The 18,053-nt window shown below is 40.1% G+C and carries 33 protein-coding genes; all 33 read left to right on the top strand.

Going from position 1 to position 18,053, the window contains the following annotated elements:
• Window positions 1-354: 354 nt before the first annotated feature.
• Window positions 355-663 (top strand): 30S ribosomal protein S10, encoded by a 309-nt coding sequence (gene rpsJ, locus COE25_RS19870; protein ID WP_066094693.1) that lies wholly within the window; start codon window positions 355-357, stop codon window positions 661-663.
• Window positions 664-702: 39 nt separating this feature from the next.
• Window positions 703-1,329 carry a 50S ribosomal protein L3 gene (gene rplC, locus COE25_RS19865; RefSeq protein WP_098933839.1) on the top strand — a complete coding sequence of 209 codons (627 nt, stop codon included), beginning with the start codon at window positions 703-705 and terminating at the stop codon, window positions 1,327-1,329.
• Window positions 1,330-1,358: 29 nt separating this feature from the next.
• Complete coding sequence (gene rplD / locus COE25_RS19860) at window positions 1,359-1,982, top strand: 50S ribosomal protein L4 (RefSeq protein WP_088084985.1); 624 nt, start codon at window positions 1,359-1,361, stop codon at window positions 1,980-1,982.
• A complete protein-coding gene (gene rplW, locus COE25_RS19855; RefSeq protein WP_174523456.1) occupies window positions 1,979-2,266 on the top strand; it encodes a 50S ribosomal protein L23 in 288 nt (95 codons plus the stop codon). Before rplD ends, rplW begins: the two co-directional genes overlap by 4 nt.
• Before the next feature lie 29 nt (window positions 2,267-2,295).
• Window positions 2,296-3,126: a 50S ribosomal protein L2 gene (gene rplB, locus COE25_RS19850; protein ID WP_088084986.1), complete on the top strand. Its 831-nt coding sequence runs from the start codon at window positions 2,296-2,298 to the stop codon at window positions 3,124-3,126.
• Between the two features lie 60 nt (window positions 3,127-3,186).
• Entirely contained in the window at window positions 3,187-3,465 is a 279-nt protein-coding gene (rpsS, locus tag COE25_RS19845) for a 30S ribosomal protein S19 (RefSeq protein ID WP_026565526.1), read from the top strand.
• Between the two features lie 17 nt (window positions 3,466-3,482).
• The gene (gene rplV / locus COE25_RS19840) at window positions 3,483-3,824 is read left to right on the top strand and encodes a 50S ribosomal protein L22 (RefSeq protein WP_088084987.1); all 342 of its coding nucleotides are present in this window, start codon (window positions 3,483-3,485) and stop codon (window positions 3,822-3,824) included.
• Between the two features lie 3 nt (window positions 3,825-3,827).
• Entirely contained in the window at window positions 3,828-4,484 is a 657-nt protein-coding gene (gene rpsC / locus COE25_RS19835) for a 30S ribosomal protein S3 (RefSeq protein ID WP_098933838.1), read from the top strand.
• Between the two features lie 2 nt (window positions 4,485-4,486).
• Entirely contained in the window at window positions 4,487-4,921 is a 435-nt protein-coding gene (rplP, locus tag COE25_RS19830; protein WP_026565529.1) for a 50S ribosomal protein L16, read from the top strand.
• A complete protein-coding gene (rpmC, locus tag COE25_RS19825; RefSeq protein ID WP_026565530.1) occupies window positions 4,911-5,111 on the top strand; it encodes a 50S ribosomal protein L29 in 201 nt (66 codons plus the stop codon). Before rplP ends, rpmC begins: the two co-directional genes overlap by 11 nt.
• Window positions 5,112-5,133: 22 nt before the next feature.
• Complete coding sequence (gene rpsQ / locus COE25_RS19820; RefSeq protein WP_088084990.1) at window positions 5,134-5,397, top strand: 30S ribosomal protein S17; 264 nt, start codon at window positions 5,134-5,136, stop codon at window positions 5,395-5,397.
• 40 nt (window positions 5,398-5,437) lie between these two features.
• Window positions 5,438-5,806 carry a 50S ribosomal protein L14 gene (gene rplN / locus COE25_RS19815; protein WP_026565532.1) on the top strand — a complete coding sequence of 123 codons (369 nt, stop codon included), beginning with the start codon at window positions 5,438-5,440 and terminating at the stop codon, window positions 5,804-5,806.
• Between the two features lie 35 nt (window positions 5,807-5,841).
• Entirely contained in the window at window positions 5,842-6,150 is a 309-nt protein-coding gene (gene rplX / locus COE25_RS19810; protein WP_098933856.1) for a 50S ribosomal protein L24, read from the top strand.
• Window positions 6,151-6,178: 28 nt separating this feature from the next.
• Window positions 6,179-6,718, top strand: a complete 540-nt coding sequence (gene rplE / locus COE25_RS19805) for a 50S ribosomal protein L5 (RefSeq protein WP_088084992.1) — start codon at window positions 6,179-6,181, stop codon at window positions 6,716-6,718.
• Window positions 6,719-6,742: 24 nt separating this feature from the next.
• Window positions 6,743-6,928, top strand: coding sequence for a type Z 30S ribosomal protein S14 (locus COE25_RS19800; protein ID WP_034676107.1), 186 nt, complete (start codon window positions 6,743-6,745; stop codon window positions 6,926-6,928).
• Between the two features lie 29 nt (window positions 6,929-6,957).
• Window positions 6,958-7,356 (top strand): 30S ribosomal protein S8, encoded by a 399-nt coding sequence (gene rpsH, locus COE25_RS19795; protein ID WP_088084993.1) that lies wholly within the window; start codon window positions 6,958-6,960, stop codon window positions 7,354-7,356.
• A 31-nt stretch (window positions 7,357-7,387) separates the two neighbouring features.
• Window positions 7,388-7,924 (top strand): 50S ribosomal protein L6, encoded by a 537-nt coding sequence (gene rplF, locus COE25_RS19790; protein WP_088084994.1) that lies wholly within the window; start codon window positions 7,388-7,390, stop codon window positions 7,922-7,924.
• Between the two features lie 32 nt (window positions 7,925-7,956).
• Window positions 7,957-8,319, top strand: coding sequence for a 50S ribosomal protein L18 (rplR, locus tag COE25_RS19785; RefSeq protein WP_088084995.1), 363 nt, complete (start codon window positions 7,957-7,959; stop codon window positions 8,317-8,319).
• Window positions 8,320-8,343: 24 nt separating this feature from the next.
• The gene (gene rpsE, locus COE25_RS19780; protein WP_088084996.1) at window positions 8,344-8,856 is read left to right on the top strand and encodes a 30S ribosomal protein S5; all 513 of its coding nucleotides are present in this window, start codon (window positions 8,344-8,346) and stop codon (window positions 8,854-8,856) included.
• 1 nt (window position 8,857) lies between these two features.
• On the top strand, window positions 8,858-9,040 hold the full coding sequence (rpmD, locus tag COE25_RS19775) for a 50S ribosomal protein L30 (RefSeq protein ID WP_088084997.1): 183 nt from the start codon (window positions 8,858-8,860) through the stop codon (window positions 9,038-9,040).
• Window positions 9,041-9,072: 32 nt separating this feature from the next.
• Window positions 9,073-9,513 (top strand): 50S ribosomal protein L15, encoded by a 441-nt coding sequence (gene rplO / locus COE25_RS19770; protein WP_088084998.1) that lies wholly within the window; start codon window positions 9,073-9,075, stop codon window positions 9,511-9,513.
• On the top strand, window positions 9,513-10,808 hold the full coding sequence (secY, locus tag COE25_RS19765) for a preprotein translocase subunit SecY (RefSeq protein ID WP_088084999.1): 1,296 nt from the start codon (window positions 9,513-9,515) through the stop codon (window positions 10,806-10,808). Before rplO ends, secY begins: the two co-directional genes overlap by 1 nt.
• Before the next feature lie 57 nt (window positions 10,809-10,865).
• Entirely contained in the window at window positions 10,866-11,513 is a 648-nt protein-coding gene (locus COE25_RS19760) for an adenylate kinase (protein WP_098933837.1), read from the top strand.
• Window positions 11,513-12,259: a type I methionyl aminopeptidase gene (gene map / locus COE25_RS19755; RefSeq protein ID WP_098933836.1), complete on the top strand. Its 747-nt coding sequence runs from the start codon at window positions 11,513-11,515 to the stop codon at window positions 12,257-12,259. The genes COE25_RS19760 and map overlap by 1 nt, the downstream gene beginning before the upstream one ends.
• 193 nt (window positions 12,260-12,452) lie before the next feature.
• Window positions 12,453-12,671, top strand: coding sequence for a translation initiation factor IF-1 (gene infA / locus COE25_RS19750; protein WP_007085268.1), 219 nt, complete (start codon window positions 12,453-12,455; stop codon window positions 12,669-12,671).
• Between the two features lie 38 nt (window positions 12,672-12,709).
• Entirely contained in the window at window positions 12,710-12,823 is a 114-nt protein-coding gene (gene rpmJ, locus COE25_RS19745) for a 50S ribosomal protein L36 (protein ID WP_000868344.1), read from the top strand.
• Window positions 12,824-12,847: 24 nt separating this feature from the next.
• On the top strand, window positions 12,848-13,213 hold the full coding sequence (gene rpsM, locus COE25_RS19740; RefSeq protein WP_026565543.1) for a 30S ribosomal protein S13: 366 nt from the start codon (window positions 12,848-12,850) through the stop codon (window positions 13,211-13,213).
• A 22-nt stretch (window positions 13,214-13,235) separates the two neighbouring features.
• Window positions 13,236-13,625: a 30S ribosomal protein S11 gene (rpsK, locus tag COE25_RS19735; RefSeq protein WP_075689916.1), complete on the top strand. Its 390-nt coding sequence runs from the start codon at window positions 13,236-13,238 to the stop codon at window positions 13,623-13,625.
• Window positions 13,626-13,801: 176 nt separating this feature from the next.
• Window positions 13,802-14,746 carry a DNA-directed RNA polymerase subunit alpha gene (locus COE25_RS19730; protein ID WP_088085002.1) on the top strand — a complete coding sequence of 315 codons (945 nt, stop codon included), beginning with the start codon at window positions 13,802-13,804 and terminating at the stop codon, window positions 14,744-14,746.
• A 64-nt stretch (window positions 14,747-14,810) separates the two neighbouring features.
• A complete protein-coding gene (gene rplQ / locus COE25_RS19725; protein ID WP_088085003.1) occupies window positions 14,811-15,173 on the top strand; it encodes a 50S ribosomal protein L17 in 363 nt (120 codons plus the stop codon).
• A gap of 401 nt (window positions 15,174-15,574) precedes the next feature.
• A complete protein-coding gene (locus COE25_RS19720) occupies window positions 15,575-16,414 on the top strand; it encodes an energy-coupling factor ABC transporter ATP-binding protein (RefSeq protein WP_088085004.1) in 840 nt (279 codons plus the stop codon).
• Window positions 16,390-17,259, top strand: coding sequence for an energy-coupling factor ABC transporter ATP-binding protein (locus COE25_RS19715; RefSeq protein WP_098933835.1), 870 nt, complete (start codon window positions 16,390-16,392; stop codon window positions 17,257-17,259). The genes COE25_RS19720 and COE25_RS19715 overlap by 25 nt, the downstream gene beginning before the upstream one ends.
• On the top strand, window positions 17,256-18,053 hold the full coding sequence (locus COE25_RS19710) for an energy-coupling factor transporter transmembrane component T family protein (RefSeq protein ID WP_088085006.1): 798 nt from the start codon (window positions 17,256-17,258) through the stop codon (window positions 18,051-18,053). The genes COE25_RS19715 and COE25_RS19710 overlap by 4 nt, the downstream gene beginning before the upstream one ends.

Raw genomic sequence — 18,053 nt, 5'->3', positions numbered from 1 at the left:
AACTTACTATATTAAAAACCACTACTATTCCGAGTTTCTTCTATAGAAATATATTCATAATATTCGCACCGCAACTATTGCATTAGGATATTTCTGGAGATTGATAATAATAGTTGATAAAGTGTATTTCAGCCGCTATAATAGGAAAAGTGTTCGAAACAGAAGCATAAAAAAAAATCGTAATAAGTGTTGCGTTTGTTTTATGTTTTATGTATAATAGACAATGTTGGTCTTTGACTGCGATGATGTGGAAGGTTGCTGACACACCCGGCCGCTTTGCCATGGCGAGTGTGTGAGGGAAATTTTCACTGAGAATGTCTATTTAGAAAATAGGCGAATAAAGGAGGGAAAATAATGGCAAAACAAAAAATTCGTATCCGTTTAAAAGCGTATGATCACAGAATCCTTGATCAATCTGCAGAAAAAATCGTTGAAACAGCAAAACGTTCTGGTGCGGCTGTGTCTGGTCCAATTCCGCTACCAACTGAAAAAACTATTTACACGATTCTGCGTGCGGTTCATAAGTACAAAGATTCACGTGAGCAATTCGAACAACGGACACATAAGCGTCTAATCGACATAGTTAACCCAACTCCACAAACAGTTGATGCGTTAATGCGTTTAGATTTACCATCTGGTGTTGATATCGAAATTAAACTTTAATCAAAATAAATGATAAATAATCTAGGAGGTGTGACTTAAATGACCAAAGGAATCTTAGGAAGAAAGATTGGTATGACTCAAGTATTTGCTAGTAACGGTAACTTAATTCCTGTAACTGTAGTTGAGGTAGCTCCAAACGTAGTTCTTCAAAAGAAATCAGTTGACAGCGATGGATATGTTGCAGTTCAAGTTGGTTTTGAAGACAAACGTGAAAAGTTAGCTAACAAACCAGAAAAAGGCCATGTTGCTAAAGCAAACACTGCTCCTAAGCGCTTCGTTCGCGAATTCCGCGGAGATGACTTAGCAAGCTATGAAGTTGGTCAAGAAGTCAAGGTTGATATTTTCGCTGCTGGCGATATCGTAGATGTAACAGGAATCTCAAAGGGTAAAGGTTTCCAAGGTGTAATTAAGCGCCACGGACAATCACGCGGCCCAATGGCTCACGGTTCACGTTACCACCGTCGTCCTGGTTCAATGGGACCAGTTGCTCCAAACCGCGTATTCAAAGGTAAATTATTACCTGGCCGTATGGGTGGAGAACAAATCACTGTACAAAACCTTGAAATCGTAAAGGTTGATACAGAGCGTAACTTACTTTTAATCAAAGGTAATGTACCTGGCGCTAAAAAAGCTTTATTAAAAATTAAAGGTGCGATTAAAGCATAGTAACTTTTTAAGAAAGGAGGAACAAAGGAATGCCTAAAGTAGCATTATTAAACCAAACTGGATCACAAGTTGGTGATATCGAACTTAATGATTCTGTATTTGGTATTGAGCCTAACCAGCACGTATTATTCGAAGCAATTGTTATGCAAAGAGCTTCATTACGTCAAGGAACTCATAAAACTAAAATTCGTTCTGAAGTACGCGGCGGTGGTCGTAAGCCATGGCGTCAAAAAGGAACTGGACGCGCTCGTCAAGGGTCAATCCGTTCTCCACAATGGCGCGGAGGTGGTACTGTATTCGGTCCAACACCACGCAGCTACAGCTATAAATTACCGAAAAAAGTGCGTCGTTTAGCAATCAAATCTGCGCTTTCTTCTAAAGTATTAGAAGAAAACATTTTAGTGTTAGATATCCTAGCTATCGATACTCCGAAAACGAAAGATTTCAAAACAGTATTAAGCGGTCTTTCTGTTGAGAAAAAAGCATTAATCGTTACAGCTGACCTTGATGAAAATGTAGCACTTTCTGCTCGTAACATTCCTGGTATCACAGTAGTAACAGCAGATGGAATTAACGTATTAGATGTTGTTAATCATGAGAAATTGATCATGACTAAAGCAGCGGTTGAAAAAGTAGAGGAGGTGCTTGCATAATGGATGCACGCGATATCATTAAGCGCCCCGTTATCACTGAACGTACTACTGACCTAATGGCTGAGAAAAAATATACTTTTGAAGTTGATGTTAGAGCTAACAAAACTCAAGTTAAAGATGCGATTGAAGAAATCTTTAGCGTTGATGTTGAGAAAGTAAACATCATGAACTACAAAGGTAAATTTAAGCGTATGGGAAAATTCGGTGGTTACACAAATAAACGTCGTAAAGCAATTGTAAAATTAACTACTGATAGCAAAGAAATCGAATTCTTTGAAGCATAAGAACCTATCAAGAAGAGGAGGGAAATAAAATGGCGATTAAAAAGTACAAACCTACCTCCAATGGTCGTCGCGGAATGACTACTTCTGATTTCGCAGAAATCACAACTAGCACTCCAGAAAAATCTCTTTTAGCACCAGTAAAGAGAAAAGGCGGCCGTAATAACCAAGGTAAGTTAACTGTTCGTCATCAAGGTGGCGGTCACAAACGTCAATATCGTTTAATTGACTTTAAACGTAACAAAGATGGCATTCCTGGACGCGTTGCTACGATCGAATACGATCCAAACCGTTCTGCAAATATCGCGTTAATCAACTACGTGGATGGAGAAAAGCGTTATATCTTAGCCCCTAAAAACCTAGTAGTTGGATTGGAAGTAATGTCTGGCCCTGAGGCTGATATTAAAGTGGGTAACGCACTTCCACTAACAAACATTCCTGTTGGTACAGTAGTACACAACATCGAGTTAAAACCAGGTAAAGGCGGCCAGTTAGTTCGTTCTGCTGGAACAAGCGCTCAAGTACTTGGTAAAGAAGGAAAATACGTATTAGTACGTTTGAATTCTGGTGAAGTTCGTATGATTCTTGCTGAATGCCGTGCAACAATCGGTCAAGTAGGTAACGAACAACATGAACTTATTAACATTGGTAAAGCAGGACGTAATCGTTGGTTAGGCAAGCGCCCAACTGTACGTGGATCTGTTATGAACCCTAACGATCACCCACACGGTGGTGGTGAAGGACGTTCACCAATCGGACGTAAATCACCAATGTCTCCATGGGGTAAACCAACTCTTGGATACAAAACTCGTAAAAAGAAAAACAAATCAGATAAGTTTATCGTACGTCGTCGTAAAAAATAACGTGATTCTCCTACGGTTCAAAGAAAGAACCGTAGAACAGTCACGAAGGGAGGTTCCTTCATGGGTCGCAGCTTAAAAAAAGGACCATTTGTTGATGATCATTTAATGGTTAAGGTTGAAAAGTTGAACGAGACTGAAAGCAAACAAGTTATTAAAACTTGGTCACGCCGTTCTACAATCTTCCCACAATTTATTGGCCACACTATCGCTGTATATGATGGTCGCAAACACGTGCCTGTATATGTTACTGAAGACATGGTAGGACACAAGCTTGGAGAGTTCGCTCCAACTCGTGCTTACAAGGGCCATGGTAATGATGACAAGAAAACAAGACGTTAAGAGAGGAGGGCATCCAAATGCAAGCTAAAGCTGTTGCAAGAACAGTTCGTATTGCTCCTCGTAAAGCACGTTTAGTCGTAGATTTAATTCGAGGTAAGCAAATTGGTGAAGCTGTGGCGATTTTAAATCTCACTCCTAAGGCTGCTTCTCCAATCGTGGAAAAAGTATTAAAATCCGCTATGGCAAATGCTGAACATAACTATGAAATGGACGTTAACAACCTAGTTGTTGCTCAAGCATTTGTTGACGAAGGACCAACGTTGAAACGTTTCCGTCCTCGCGCAATGGGCCGTGCAAGCCAGATCTTAAAGCGCACAAGCCACATCACAATCGTATTATCAGAAAAGAAGGAGGGATAAGCTGTGGGTCAAAAAGTAAATCCTGTCGGTTTGCGTATTGGAATCATTCGTGATTGGGAATCTAAATGGTACGCAGGCAAAGACTTCGCTACTCTTTTACACGAAGACCTTAAAATTCGTGAATACATCACGAAGCGTTTAAAAGATGCTTCTGTTTCTAAAGTAGAAATCGAACGTGCTGCAAACCGTGTAAACGTAACAGTGCATACAGCTAAGCCTGGTATGGTTATTGGTAAAGGCGGTACGGAAGTTGAAGCACTTCGTAAAGCATTAAATCAATTAACTGGCAAACGTGTTCACATCAACATTCTTGAAATCAAGAGAGCTGACGTTGATGCGAAACTAGTTGCTGAAAATATTGCTCGTCAATTAGAAAACCGTGTATCTTTCCGTCGTGCACAAAAGCAAGCAATTCAACGTGCTATGCGCGCTGGTTCAAAAGGTATTAAAACACAAGTATCTGGTCGTCTTGGCGGTGCAGATATCGCTCGTGCTGAACATTACAGCGAAGGAACTGTTCCACTTCATACACTTCGCGCTGATATCGACTATGCTACTGCTGAAGCCGATACTACTTATGGTAAGTTAGGCGTAAAAGTATGGATCTATAAGGGAGAAGTCCTTCCTACTAAGAAGAAAAATGCGGAAGGAGGCAAATAATCATGTTATTGCCAAAACGCGTAAAATATCGCCGTCAACACCGTGGTAACATGCGTGGTAACGCAAAAGGCGGTACAGAAGTAACTTTCGGTGAATTCGGCCTACAAGCTTTAGAAGCTTCATGGATCACGAATCGTCAAATCGAAGCTGCTCGTATTGCGATGACACGTTACATGAAACGTGGCGGTAAAGTTTGGATTAAAATTTTCCCACACAAGCCTTACACTGCTAAACCTCTAGAAGTACGGATGGGTTCCGGTAAAGGGGCACCTGAAGGCTGGGTAGCTGTTGTTAAGCCTGGAAAAATCATGTTCGAAATTGCTGGCGTTTCTGAAGAGATCGCTCGTGAAGCACTTCGACTTGCAATGCACAAACTTCCTGTTAAGTGTAAGTTTGTAAAACGAGAAGAAATTGGTGGTGAATCAAATGAAAGCTAATGAACTTCGTGACCTAACCACTGCTGAAATTGAACAAAAAGTAAAATCTTTAAAAGAAGAACTTTTCAACCTTCGCTTTCAATTGGCGACAGGACAACTTGAAAACACTGCTCGCATTCGTGAAGTACGCAAAGCGATTGCTCGTATGAAAACGGTTGTTCGTGAAAGAGAAATCAACGTTAACAAGTGATAATTGAAGGGAGGTTCACACTATGAGTGAACGCAACCAACGTAAAGTTTACACAGGACGCGTTGTTTCTGACAAGATGGATAAAACAGTAACTGTTCTTGTTGAAACACAAAAAAAGCATCCTTTATATGGTAAACGCGTTAAGTACTCTAAAAAGTATAAAGCTCATGATGAGCAAAACGAAGCAAAAATCGGCGATGTAGTACGTATCATGGAAACTCGTCCGCTTTCAGCTACTAAGCGTTTCCGTTTAGTTGAGGTTGTAGAAAAAGCAGTTATTATTTAATTGTTCGGATTAAGCTTCATTCCGAAGGGAGGTTACACACATGATTCAACAAGAATCACGTTTAAAAGTTGCTGACAACTCTGGTGCTCGTGAGGTACTAACGATTAAAGTTCTTGGTGGTTCAGGTCGCAAATTTGCTGGTATTGGTGATGTTATCGTCTGTACAGTAAAACAAGCAACACCAGGTGGCGTTGTTAAAAAAGGTGACGTTGTTAAAGCAGTTATTGTTCGTACAAAGAGCGGTGCCCGTCGTCCTGACGGTTCATACATTCGTTTCGATGAAAACGCATGTGTAATTATCAAAGATGATAAGAGCCCACGTGGAACACGTATCTTCGGACCAGTTGCCCGCGAACTTCGCGACAACAACTTTATGAAAATTGTTTCTCTAGCTCCAGAAGTATTATAATTTAAATTCAAATGCCTTTAAGGAGGTGCTTAATGATGCATGTGAAAAAAGGTGACAACGTAAGAGTCATCTCTGGAAAGGATAAAGGCAAAACAGGAGTAATCCTTGCTGCTTATCCTAAAGAAAGCCGTGTACTAGTAGAAGGCGTGAACATTGCAAAAAAACACTCAAAACCTTCTCAAGTGAATCCACAAGGCGGAATCATTAGCTTTGAGGCTCCAATTCATGTATCGAACGTAATGCCTATCGATCCTAAGTCTGGTAACCCGACTCGTGTAGGTTCCACTACGGTAGATGGCAAAAAAGTACGCGTAGCAAAATCCGGTGAAATTTTAGATAAATAGTTTAAAATTAAGAAGGGAGGTACAATAAGTGAACCGCCTAAAAGAAAAATTTGTTAAAGAAGTTACTCCTGCTCTTATGAGCAAGTTCAACTATAAATCAGTTATGGAAGTTCCTAAACTTGATAAAATCGTCGTGAATATGGGCGTTGGTGACGCAGTTGCAAATGCAAAGGCACTTGATAATGCAGTTGAAGAACTTTCAACGATCACAGGTCAAAAACCAGTCGTGACACGTGCGAAAAAATCTATCGCTGGCTTCCGCCTTCGTGAAGGTATGCCAATCGGTGCAAAAGTTACACTTCGCGGTGAGCGCATGTACGAATTCTTGGATAAATTAGTTTCAGTTTCTTTACCTCGTGTACGTGACTTCCGTGGTATTTCTAAAAAAGCATTCGACGGTCGCGGTAACTATACATTAGGGATTAAAGAACAATTAATCTTCCCTGAAATTGATTACGATAAAGTAAGCAAGGTTCGTGGTATGGATATCGTTATCGTAACGACTGCTAAAACTGATGAAGAATCTCGTGAACTTTTAACTCAATTTGGAATGCCATTCCAAAAGTAATCGTTAAATAATGGAGGCGAAAACGTGGCTAAAAAGTCAATGATTGCGAAACAAAAGCGCACGCCTAAATATGCAGTACAAGAGTATACACGCTGCGAACGTTGTGGCCGTCCACACTCTGTATACCGTAAATTTAAGCTTTGTCGTATTTGTTTCCGCGAATTAGCGTACAAAGGACAAATTCCTGGTGTTAAAAAAGCTAGCTGGTAAAACCCAAGTCTGGGAAGGAGGTAAAAATAATGGTCATGACAGATCCAATTGCTGATATGCTTACTCGCATTCGTAATGCGAATATGGTGCGTCACGAAAAGTTAGAAGTGCCTGCTTCTAATATGAAAAAAGAAATTGCTGAAATTTTAAAGCGCGAAGGTTTCGTACGTGACGTCGAATTCATCGAAGACAACAAACAAGGTATCATCCGTATCTTCTTAAAATACGGTGCTAGTAATGAACGTGTTATTACTGGTCTTAAGCGCATAAGCAAGCCTGGACTTAGAGTTTACGCAAAATCAACTGAGGTACCACGCGTTCTTAACGGTCTTGGTATCGCATTAGTATCAACATCAAATGGTGTTATTACAGATAAAGAAGCTCGTGCAAAACAAGTCGGCGGAGAAGTATTAGCTTACGTTTGGTAATTGAGCTTTTGAATGAATGGAGGTGCACTAAATGTCTCGCGTAGGAAAAAAACCAATTGTTATTCCAGCAGGAGTTACAGTTACTTTAAATAATAGTACTGCTACAGTTAAAGGACCTAAAGGTGAACTTACTCGTACTTTCCATCCTGATATTACTATCAACGTGGAAGAAAATCTTGTAACAATCACTCGTCCTTCTGATGTAAAAGAACACCGCGCATTACACGGAACTACTCGTGCCGTGCTTGCGAACATGATTGAAGGTGTATCCACTGGCTTCACTAGAGGCTTAGAGTTAATCGGGGTTGGTTATCGTGCTCAAAAGCAAGGTACCAAGCTTGTATTAAACGTTGGATACTCTCATCCAGTTGAGATCGAACCTGAAGAGGGCCTTGAAATCGAGGTGCCTGCTAATACAAAAATCGTTATCAAAGGTACTGACAAAGAACGTGTTGGTGCATTAGCAGCGAATATTCGCGGAGTTCGTCCTCCTGAGCCTTATAAAGGTAAAGGAATTCGTTACGAAGGTGAATTTGTTCGTCGTAAAGAAGGTAAAACTGGTAAGTAATGCCTCATAGGTAAACGAAAGGAGTGACGTAAATGATTACGAAGCTTGATAAAAACGCTACTCGCAAGAAAAGACATGCTCGTGTTCGTGCGAAACTTAGCGGTACTTCAGCTCGTCCACGTCTAAATGTGTTTCGTTCTAACAAACATATTTATGCTCAAATAATTGATGACATTAATGGAGTAACTTTAGCGAGTGCTTCTACTTTAGATAAAGACTTTACTTTAGAATCAACTAATAATGTTGAAGCTGCTAAGATGATCGGTGAGTTAGTTGCTAAACGTGCGGTAGAAAAAGGTATCACTTCTATTGTCTTTGATCGTGGCGGATACCTATACCATGGACGTATTCAAGTATTAGCTGATGCTGCCCGTGAAAACGGCTTACAATTCTAAAAGACAAAGGAGGGACACAAAAAGATGCGTCGTATTGATCCAAACAAACTTGAACTAGAAGAACGCGTAGTCACGGTTAACCGTGTTGCGAAAGTTGTTAAAGGTGGACGTCGTTTCCGCTTTACAGCCCTTGTTGTTGTAGGCGATAAAAACGGTCACGTTGGTTTCGGTACTGGTAAAGCTCAAGAAGTACCTGATGCTATTCGTAAAGCCATCGAAGATGCAAAGAAAAACTTAATAGAAGTTGCTATGGTTGGAACTACCATTCCTCACCAAGTAATCGGACGTTTTGGTGCTGGTGAAATTCTTCTAAAACCTGCTTCAGAAGGTACAGGAGTTATCGCTGGCGGTCCAGTTCGTGCTGTTCTTGAGTTAGGCGGAGTAGCTGACATCCTTTCTAAGTCATTAGGAACAAATACTCCTATTAACATGGTTCGTGCAACAATTGATGGTTTAAAACAATTAAAACGTGCTGAAGACGTAGCTAAACTACGTGGAAAATCAGTAGAAGAACTGTTAGGATACGGGGGGAAATAAAATGGCGAATAAACTATTAGTTACCCTCACTCGCAGCGTAATTGGCCGTCCTGGCGACCAACGTGAAACAGTTAAAGCTTTAGGATTACGTAAATTGAATCAAACAGTTGAGCATCAAGATAACGCTGCTATTCGCGGTATGATTACCAAAGTTGCTCACCTTGTAACAGTTAAAGAACAATAATTGATTGTTTTCTTTCATAAGGAGGTGCCAATATGAAACTTCATGAACTAAAACCTGCTGAGGGTTCTCGTAAAGAACGTAAGCGTCTAGGACGCGGTATCGGTTCTGGTCAAGGAAAAACTGCCGGTAAAGGTCATAAAGGTCAAAACGCTCGTTCGGGTGGCGGTGTACGTCTAGGATTTGAAGGTGGTCAAACACCTTTATATCGTCGTTTACCAAAACGCGGATTTACAAACTTCAGCCGTAAGGAATATGCAGTTGTAAATCTTGATGCTTTAAACCGCTTTGCTGAAGGTACAGAAGTTACTCCAGAACTTCTTATCGAATCAGGTGTAGTAAGCAACGAAAAAGCAGGAATCAAAATTCTTGCAAAAGGGAACGTAGAGAAAAAGTTGACTGTCAAAGCTCACAAATTCTCCTCTGCTGCTAAGGAAGCGATCGAAGCTGCTGGTGGAAACACTGAGGTGATCTAATGTTCCAGACAATCTCCAATTTTATGCGCGTGGGTGAGATACGACGGAAGATCATATTCACCCTTTTAATGTTAGTCGTATTTCGATTAGGTACATTTATCCCAGTACCCAATGTAAATGCAGATGTACTTGCTAATCAAGATAAGCTTAGTGTTTTCGGAATTTTAAATACTTTTGGCGGTGGAGCATTAAAACAATTCTCCATCTTTGCAATGGGTATCATGCCATATATCACTGCTTCGATCATTATACAACTCCTGCAAATGGACGTTGTACCGAAATTTACGGAATGGTCTAAGCAGGGTGAATCAGGTCGTCGTAAGATTGCTCAAATCACTCGATATTTCACAATTGTGCTTGGTTTTATCCAAGCATTAGGTATGTCCTATGGCTTTAATAATTTAGCCAGCGGTCAACTGATTGAAAATCCCGGAATAGCTACGTATCTGCTTATTGCAGTTGTCTTAACTGCAGGTACAGCATTTTTAATGTGGTTAGGGGAGCAGATTACTGAAAAAGGTGTTGGTAATGGAATTTCCATTATCATCTTTGCCGGTATCGTTGCTGGAATGCCATCAACTATTAATCAAATTTATGTACAGCAATTTGAGAATGCAGGAGAGGCATTATTCTTACGTATTGTTACTGTAGTGTTAATAGCACTTGCTGTTGTGGCTATCGTAGTTGGAGTTATTTTTATCCAACAAGCAAATCGTAAGATACCTATTCAATATGCTAAACGTGTGGTTGCTGGACGTAATCCTGTCGGAGGACAATCCACTCACATGCCATTAAAAGTTAATGCTGCGGGTGTAATTCCTGTAATCTTTGCTGTTTCATTCATTGTAACACCAAGAACGGTCGCATCATTTTTTCCAACTAATGATGTAACACTTTGGATTACAAAAGTATTTGATTATTCTCATCCAATTGGGATGACGTTATATGCTGCGTTAATTATCGCGTTTACTTATTTCTATGCATTTATCCAAGTTAACCCTGAACAAGCAGCGGAAAACTTGCAAAAGCAAAGCGGCTATATTCCAGGGATCCGTCCAGGAAAGAGCACGCAAGAATACTTAACACGCGTCTTATATCGTTTAACTTTTGTTGGTGCACTCTTCCTAGCAGTGATTGCTGTATTGCCTATGTTATTTATTAATTTAGCCAATCTGCCGCAATCGGCTCAAATCGGTGGAACAAGTTTGCTAATCGTTGTCGGTGTAGCATTAGATACGATGAAACAACTTGAAGCACAATTAGTTAAACGTCACTATAAAGGCTTTATAAATTAAAGGTTTTGGGGGCCACTGCTCCCTAAAACCAATTTATAGCACGAGGGGGGAACACGTGTGAATTTAGTATTAATGGGGCTTCCGGGTGCCGGAAAAGGTACTCAAGCTGAAAGAATCGTCGAAAATTACGGCATCCCTCATATCTCTACTGGAGATATGTTCCGTGCAGCGATGAAAGAAGGAACAGAACTAGGTTTACAAGCGAAATCATTCATGGATAAGGGCGAACTTGTTCCTGATGAAGTAACAATCGGAATTGTTCGTGAACGATTAAGCAAGGAAGATTGTCAAAAGGGATTCCTTTTAGATGGCTTTCCTAGAACTGTACCTCAAGCAGAAGCGTTGGAAAATCTTTTAGTTGATTTAAATAAAAAAATTGACTATGTAATTAATATTAACGTGGTTAAGGATTTATTAATGGAACGTTTGACAGGGCGTCGTATTTGTAAAGAATGTGGTTCTACGTATCATTTAGTTTTTAATCCTCCAAAACAAGATGGCGTATGCGATCGTTGCGGCGGTGAGTTATACCAAAGAGCGGATGATAATGAAGAAACTGTTCAAAATCGATTAGACGTTAATATCAAACAACAAGAACCATTATTAACTTTTTATGAAACAAAAGGTTATCTTCGCACGATTGATGGTCAGCAGGATATTAACAAGGTATTCGCTGATATCGAGCAATTACTTGGGGGCTTATAATGATCATTTGCAAAACCCCTAGGGAAATTGAAATCATGCGCGCGGCCGGGCGGATTGTGGCCCTTACCCACCAAGAGTTACAAAAACACGTAGCTCCTGGGATTACCACAAAGGAATTAGACATGATTGCTGAAGAATTTATTCTCTCACAAGATGCATTTCCTTCGTTTAAAGGGTATAATGGTTTTCGCGGCAGCATTTGTACAAGTGTGAACGAAGAACTTGTTCATGGAATTCCTGGTAATCATGTTCTCAATGAAGGAGACATTATTAGCATCGATATCGGTGCTAAGTATGATGGTTATCACGGTGATTCAGCTTGGACCTATGCTGTAGGAAAGATTGATGATATTTCCCAGCATTTGCTGAAGGTAACAGAGGAATCTCTTTATCTAGGCATAAACGAAGCAAAACCGGGCGAGCGACTCTCGAACATCTCCCATGCGATTCAAACGTATGTGGAAGCAAATGGCTTTTCTATTGTACGCGAGTATGTAGGACACGGAGTAGGGCAAGACTTACATGAGGAACCTCAAATTCCACATTTTGGTCCACCAAACAATGGTCCGCGTCTTATGCCTGGAATGGTACTTGCTATTGAACCGATGGTAAATGCCGGAAGCCGATATGTGAGAACATTGACTGACAATTGGACAGTTGTAACTGTTGACGGCAGGCGTTGTGCGCATTTCGAGCATACGGTTGCGATCACTGATGCAGGATTTGAAATCCTAACCAAATTATAAATTTTGTATGGATTTCAATAGTTGTTATCAATTCTGGTCCGTTTTTAGGTAATTTGTAATATTTACTGAGGACAGAATGCTGCTCAATATGTTAGAATTGAAAGGTTGCAGGACGACATACGAGCGAATAGCTTTGCTTGGTCTACCTAGTTTGAATAAACGCAATCCTGAAAAGAGAAGGGAGACGAGATCGATGGCCAAAGATGATGTAATTGAAATTGAAGGTAAAGTCATTGAAACATTGCCAAATGCAATGTTTAAGGTAGAATTAGAAAACGGTCATACCGTGCTAGCGCATGTTTCTGGTAAAATACGAATGCATTTCATTCGGATCCTTCCGGGTGACAAAGTGACTGTTGAGCTTTCTCCATATGACTTAACACGCGGAAGAATTACTTACCGCTTTAAATAATGCTTGCACTCCGTACTACTAAGGAGGTTAGGATAATAATGAAAGTAAGACCATCTGTTAAACCCATCTGCGAAAAATGTAAAGTTATCCGTAGACGCGGAAAAGTTATGGTTATCTGTGAAAACCCTAAACATAAACAAAAACAAGGTTAATTTTGAAGGAGGTGCGCATTTTCTATGGCACGTATTGCTGGTGTAGATATTCCACGTGAAAAACGTGTAGTTATCTCTTTAACTTACATTTATGGAATTGGTAAAAATACTGCACAAAAAGTACTAGCAGAAGCTGGTGTTTCTGAAGATACACGTGTACGTGATTTAACAGAAGACGAATTAAACAAAATCCGTGACATCATCGACAAATTAAAAGTTGAAGGTGACCTTCGCCGTGAAATTTCTCTTAACATTAAGCGTTTAATGGAAATCGGCTGCTACCGCGGATTACGTCATCGTCGTGGTTTACCAGTTCGTGGACAAAATACGAAAAACAACGCTCGTACACGCAAAGGTCCTCGTAAGACTGTAGCGAACAAGAAGAAGTAATCGGTAAAGGAGGTTAATTTAAATGGCACGTAAAACGAATACACGTAAACGTCGTGTTAAAAAGAATATTGAAGCTGGTATCGCTCATATCCGTTCAACATTTAACAATACGATTGTAACAATTACTGATGTACATGGTAATGCAATTTCATGGTCAAGTGCAGGTGCGCTTGGATTTAGAGGTTCTCGTAAATCTACACCATTTGCTGCACAAATGGCGGCTGAAACAGCAGCTAAGACTTCCATTGAACATGGTATGAAAACTTTAGAAGTTACTGTTAAAGGACCTGGTGCAGGACGTGAAGCTGCAATCCGTGCTCTTCAAGCTGCTGGTCTAGAAGTAACTGCAATTAAAGACGTTACACCTGTTCCTCATAATGGATGCCGTCCACCAAAACGTCGTCGTGTTTAATTTTTCTGTATAGATTTTGTATCATGCGTCTATAATGGGATATGATACTAATTTTTTGCACTCTTACAGAAGATTTATTCCAGTTGTTGTGCACAAAACGGGAACGTATACATGGGGACTTTTAATTAGCAAATATGCTGATTTAGAGTTTCGACGTTTTGAAGGAGGGTTATTTGATGATCGAAATAGAAAAACCAAAAATCGAAACGATTGAGATCAACGATGATGCTAAGTATGGCAAATTCATCGTAGAGCCACTTGAGCGTGGATATGGTACCACTTTGGGTAACTCCTTACGTCGTATCCTATTATCTTCACTCCCAGGTGCCGCGGTTACATCGATTCAAATCGATGGGGTACTTCATGAGTTCTCAACAATTGAAGGCGTCGTAGAGGATGTAACATCCATCATTTTAAACATTAAAAAATTAGCTTTAAAAATCTACTCTGATGAAGAGAAGACGCTTGAGTTTGATGTACAAGGTGAGGGTCCAGTTTTAGCTGGCAATATCACTCATGATAGTGATGTTGAGGTTTTAAATCCTGAGCTTCATATTGCAACATTAGCTGCAAATGGTCATCTTCGCATGCGTTTGACTGCTAGACGTGGACGTGGATATACACCGGCTGTTCAAAACAAAAGAGAAGATCAACCAATAGGTGTTATACCCATTGATTCCATTTTCACACCAGTTTCTCGTGTACAATTTCAAGTAGAAAACACACGTGTTGGTCAAATGTCTAATTTCGACAAGCTCACACTTGATGTTTGGACAGATGGAAGCACTGGGCCAAAAGAAGCGATCGCTCTTGGATCCAAAATTTTGACCGAGCATTTGAATATTTTCGTTGGTTTAACTGATGAAGCTCAAAATGCTGAAATCATGATTGAAAAAGAAGAAGACCAAAAAGAAAAAGTTCTTGAAATGACTATTGAAGAACTAGATCTTTCTGTTCGTTCTTACAATTGCTTAAAACGTGCTGGAATCAACACTGTTCAGGAATTAGCTAATAAGACTGAAGAAGATATGATGAAAGTTCGTAACTTAGGCCGTAAATCACTTGAAGAAGTGAAGGCAAAACTAGAAGAGCTTGGATTAGGCTTGCGTAAAGACGACTGATTTGTTAATCGTAATACACATGCGTTAATCCGTTTAATGACTTCAACAAAGGAGGGAACCCTTCATGGCATACAGAAAGTTAGGACGCACAAGTGCACAGCGTAAAGCTATGCTACGTGATTTAACTACAGATTTAATTATCAATGAGCGCATTGAAACAACAGAAACTCGTGCGAAGGAAATTCGTGTGACTGTTGAAAAAATGATCACTTTAGGTAAACGTGGTGATTTACACGCTCGTCGTCAAGCTGCTTCATATGTTCGTAACGAAGTTGCTGATGCTGAAAATAATACAAGTGCAGTACAAAAACTTTTCGCTGATATCGCTCCGCGTTATCAAGAGCGTCAAGGTGGATACACTCGTATTATGAAACTTGGACCACGCCGCGGTGACGGTGCACCAATGGTTATTATCGAGTTAGTTTAATATAGCTTTAACAGACAACAAGGGCGCTGGACAGTTTACAAACAAACTTGTTCTTTGCCCTTTTTCTGTAAGTGAATCTTATATCAAGATGACCCAAGCCAAAAAGAGTGTTACGATGAGCGTAACTCCAATTCATTGGAGACAATCTAAAAGTCCTACTTGATTTCTTGTAACTTTTTATGTGACTTGATTTCTTGTATCTTTTATCATCTCGCGCTATTGTTGTGCAGATTGAATTAAATACGTCTCGTCTAGCTCATGCACCTCCTCTCATTTCTTTTATAGAAATTCCTTAAACTGCAGTTTACAGCGAAACTGCATAGGGACGAGGTGCAGGCTTTTTTTTATATGTAAAAGAAATAATGAGCGGAGAATAGTATAGCTGAGAGGAGGAATTATCTGTGAAAAACTCGATTGTATCTCTTAATGGAGTATCTTTTCAATATGACGCACAAGAACGTTATGCTTTGAACAATGTCTCATTTGATATAAATGAGGGAGAATGGCTTGCTATTGTCGGTCATAATGGGTCAGGTAAATCCACGATGGCAAAACTCTTAAATGGGCTGCAATTTCCACAAACAGGTGAGATTACAGTTTGCGGAATAAAGTTGGATGAAGAGTCAATTTGGGATATCCGTAAAAAATTAGGGATGGTCTTTCAAAACCCTGACAATCAATTTGTTGGAACGACAGTACAGGATGATGTGGCTTTTGGTCTAGAAAATAACGGCATACCTAGAGACGAAATGGTCACAAGGGTCGAGGATTCGTTAAAGAGAGTTAAGATGGATAAGTTTCTATATCAAGAGCCCCACCATCTATCAGGCGGACAAAAGCAACGTGTGGCAATAGCCGGTGTGCTAGCATTACGGCCATCGATCATCATACTTGATGAGGCAACTTCCATGCTTGATCCAAGAGGACGCGAAGAGGTATTAGAGACCGTCCGATTATTAAAAGAAGAGAAATCATTGACCGTTATCTCGATTACACATGATTTAGAAGAGGCGGCTAAGGCGGATCGAATCATCGTCATGAACAAAGGGGAGGTCTTCCGGGAGGGTACACCTGAAGAGATTTTCTCTATGGATGAACAATTGGTTCAGTTAGGGTTAGATATTCCTTTTTCAGTGAAAATGACGAAAGCTTTAAGGAATCATGGAATCGATCTATCTAGGCACTATTTATCGGAAGAAGAGTTGGTGAAAGAGTTATGGACATCTCGCTCAAACATGTAGATTATCGTTATCAAGTCAATACTCCTTTTGAACGACTGGCCATTGAGGATGTGTCTATTGATATTCCTTCAGGTGTGTATATGGCGATTATTGGTCATACCGGTTCAGGGAAATCAACAGTCCTGCAGCATTTAAACGCTCTCCTTCAACCAACAAAAGGAACAGTAGCAATTGGTGAACATGAAATTAAAGCTTTGCAAAAAAATAAGAACTTAAAAAAAGTCCGCCAAAAAGTTGGCATCGTCTTTCAATTTCCTGAACACCAATTATTTGAAGAGACGGTCGAAAAAGATATTATTTTTGGGCCTATGAATTTTGGGGTTTCTGAAACAGAAGCAAAGGAAAGGGCACGGATTGCTTTAAAACAAGTGGGTTTAGAGGAAGATATTCTAAATAAATCACCGTTTGACCTCTCTGGTGGACAAATGCGCCGCGTCGCAATTGCAGGAGTACTTGCAATGGAGCCCGATGTTATTGTCCTGGACGAGCCTACTGCGGGTTTAGACCCAAGAGGCCGAAAAGAAGTTATGGACATGTTCTTTTCTCTCCATAAGGAAAGAAAGCTCTCTACCATTCTTGTTACACATAGTATGGAGGATGCTGCTAGATACGCAGACCAAATTGTGATTATGCAGCAAGGGAAAGTTGCCAAAAAAGGGACAGCAGAAGAGATTTTCTCCGCACCGACTGAGCTGGTTGAAATGGGACTTGATGTTCCTGAAGTCGTTCGGTTTCAACTGAAGCTTGAGGAGAAACTTGGCATGAAATTTGAGAAAATTTTTCTAACCATTGATGAGTTGTCTACTGCTGTTACTAAGGTATTAAGTAGAGGTGTTCACTCATGATGGAAAAAATGATTTTTGGGCGCTATGTCCCGTCAGATTCTATTATTCATAAAATGGACCCTCGTTCAAAATTAATGATTATCTTTCTTTTTGTTTGTGTTATTTTTTTAGCAAACAATGTCGTAACCTATGCACTTATTGGAATTTATACTTTTTTAATGCTTGGATTGTCGCGGGTCCCGGTGCGCTTTTTATATGGGGGTCTTAAACCAGTCATCTGGCTCGTTCTTTTTACCCTAGTGCTGCAACTGTTTTTCACAAAAGAGGGTACCCTTTTATTTGAACTAGGTCCTGTAAAAATTTATGAGGAAGGAGTCAGGCAGGGGATTTTTATTTCCTTACGATTCTTTTTCTTAATTTTAATGACGTCACTGTTGACGTTAACCACCACCCCAATTGAGATTACCGATGGCCTTGAAACGTTGTTACATCCTTTAAATAAGGTCCGTTTCCCTGTCCACGAAATGGCATTAATGATGTCTATTTCCTTAAGGTTCATTCCAACACTTATGCAGGAAACGGATAAAATAATGAAGGCGCAAATAGCCCGTGGCGTTGAGTTTGCAAGCGGCCCTTTTAAGGAACGCATTAAAGCCGTCATTCCACTGCTTATCCCATTGTTTGTCAGTTCCTTTAAACGAGCGGAGGAATTGGCGATCGCGATGGAGGCTAGAGGGTATCAAGGTGGGGAAGGAAGAACAAAATACCGGGAATTATCCTGGAAAATAGCTGATTCCTTACAGATGGGGGTATTAGTCCTTCTATCGATCCTACTACTTTTATTACGATCATAA

Origin of the sequence: Bacillus sp. AFS031507, assembly GCF_002584635.1 — a bacterium.
Classification (GTDB): Bacteria; Bacillota; Bacilli; order Bacillales; family Cytobacillaceae; genus Neobacillus.
Note: the sequence above shows the minus strand (reverse complement) of the source record. Positions and strands in the feature narration are given on the sequence as shown.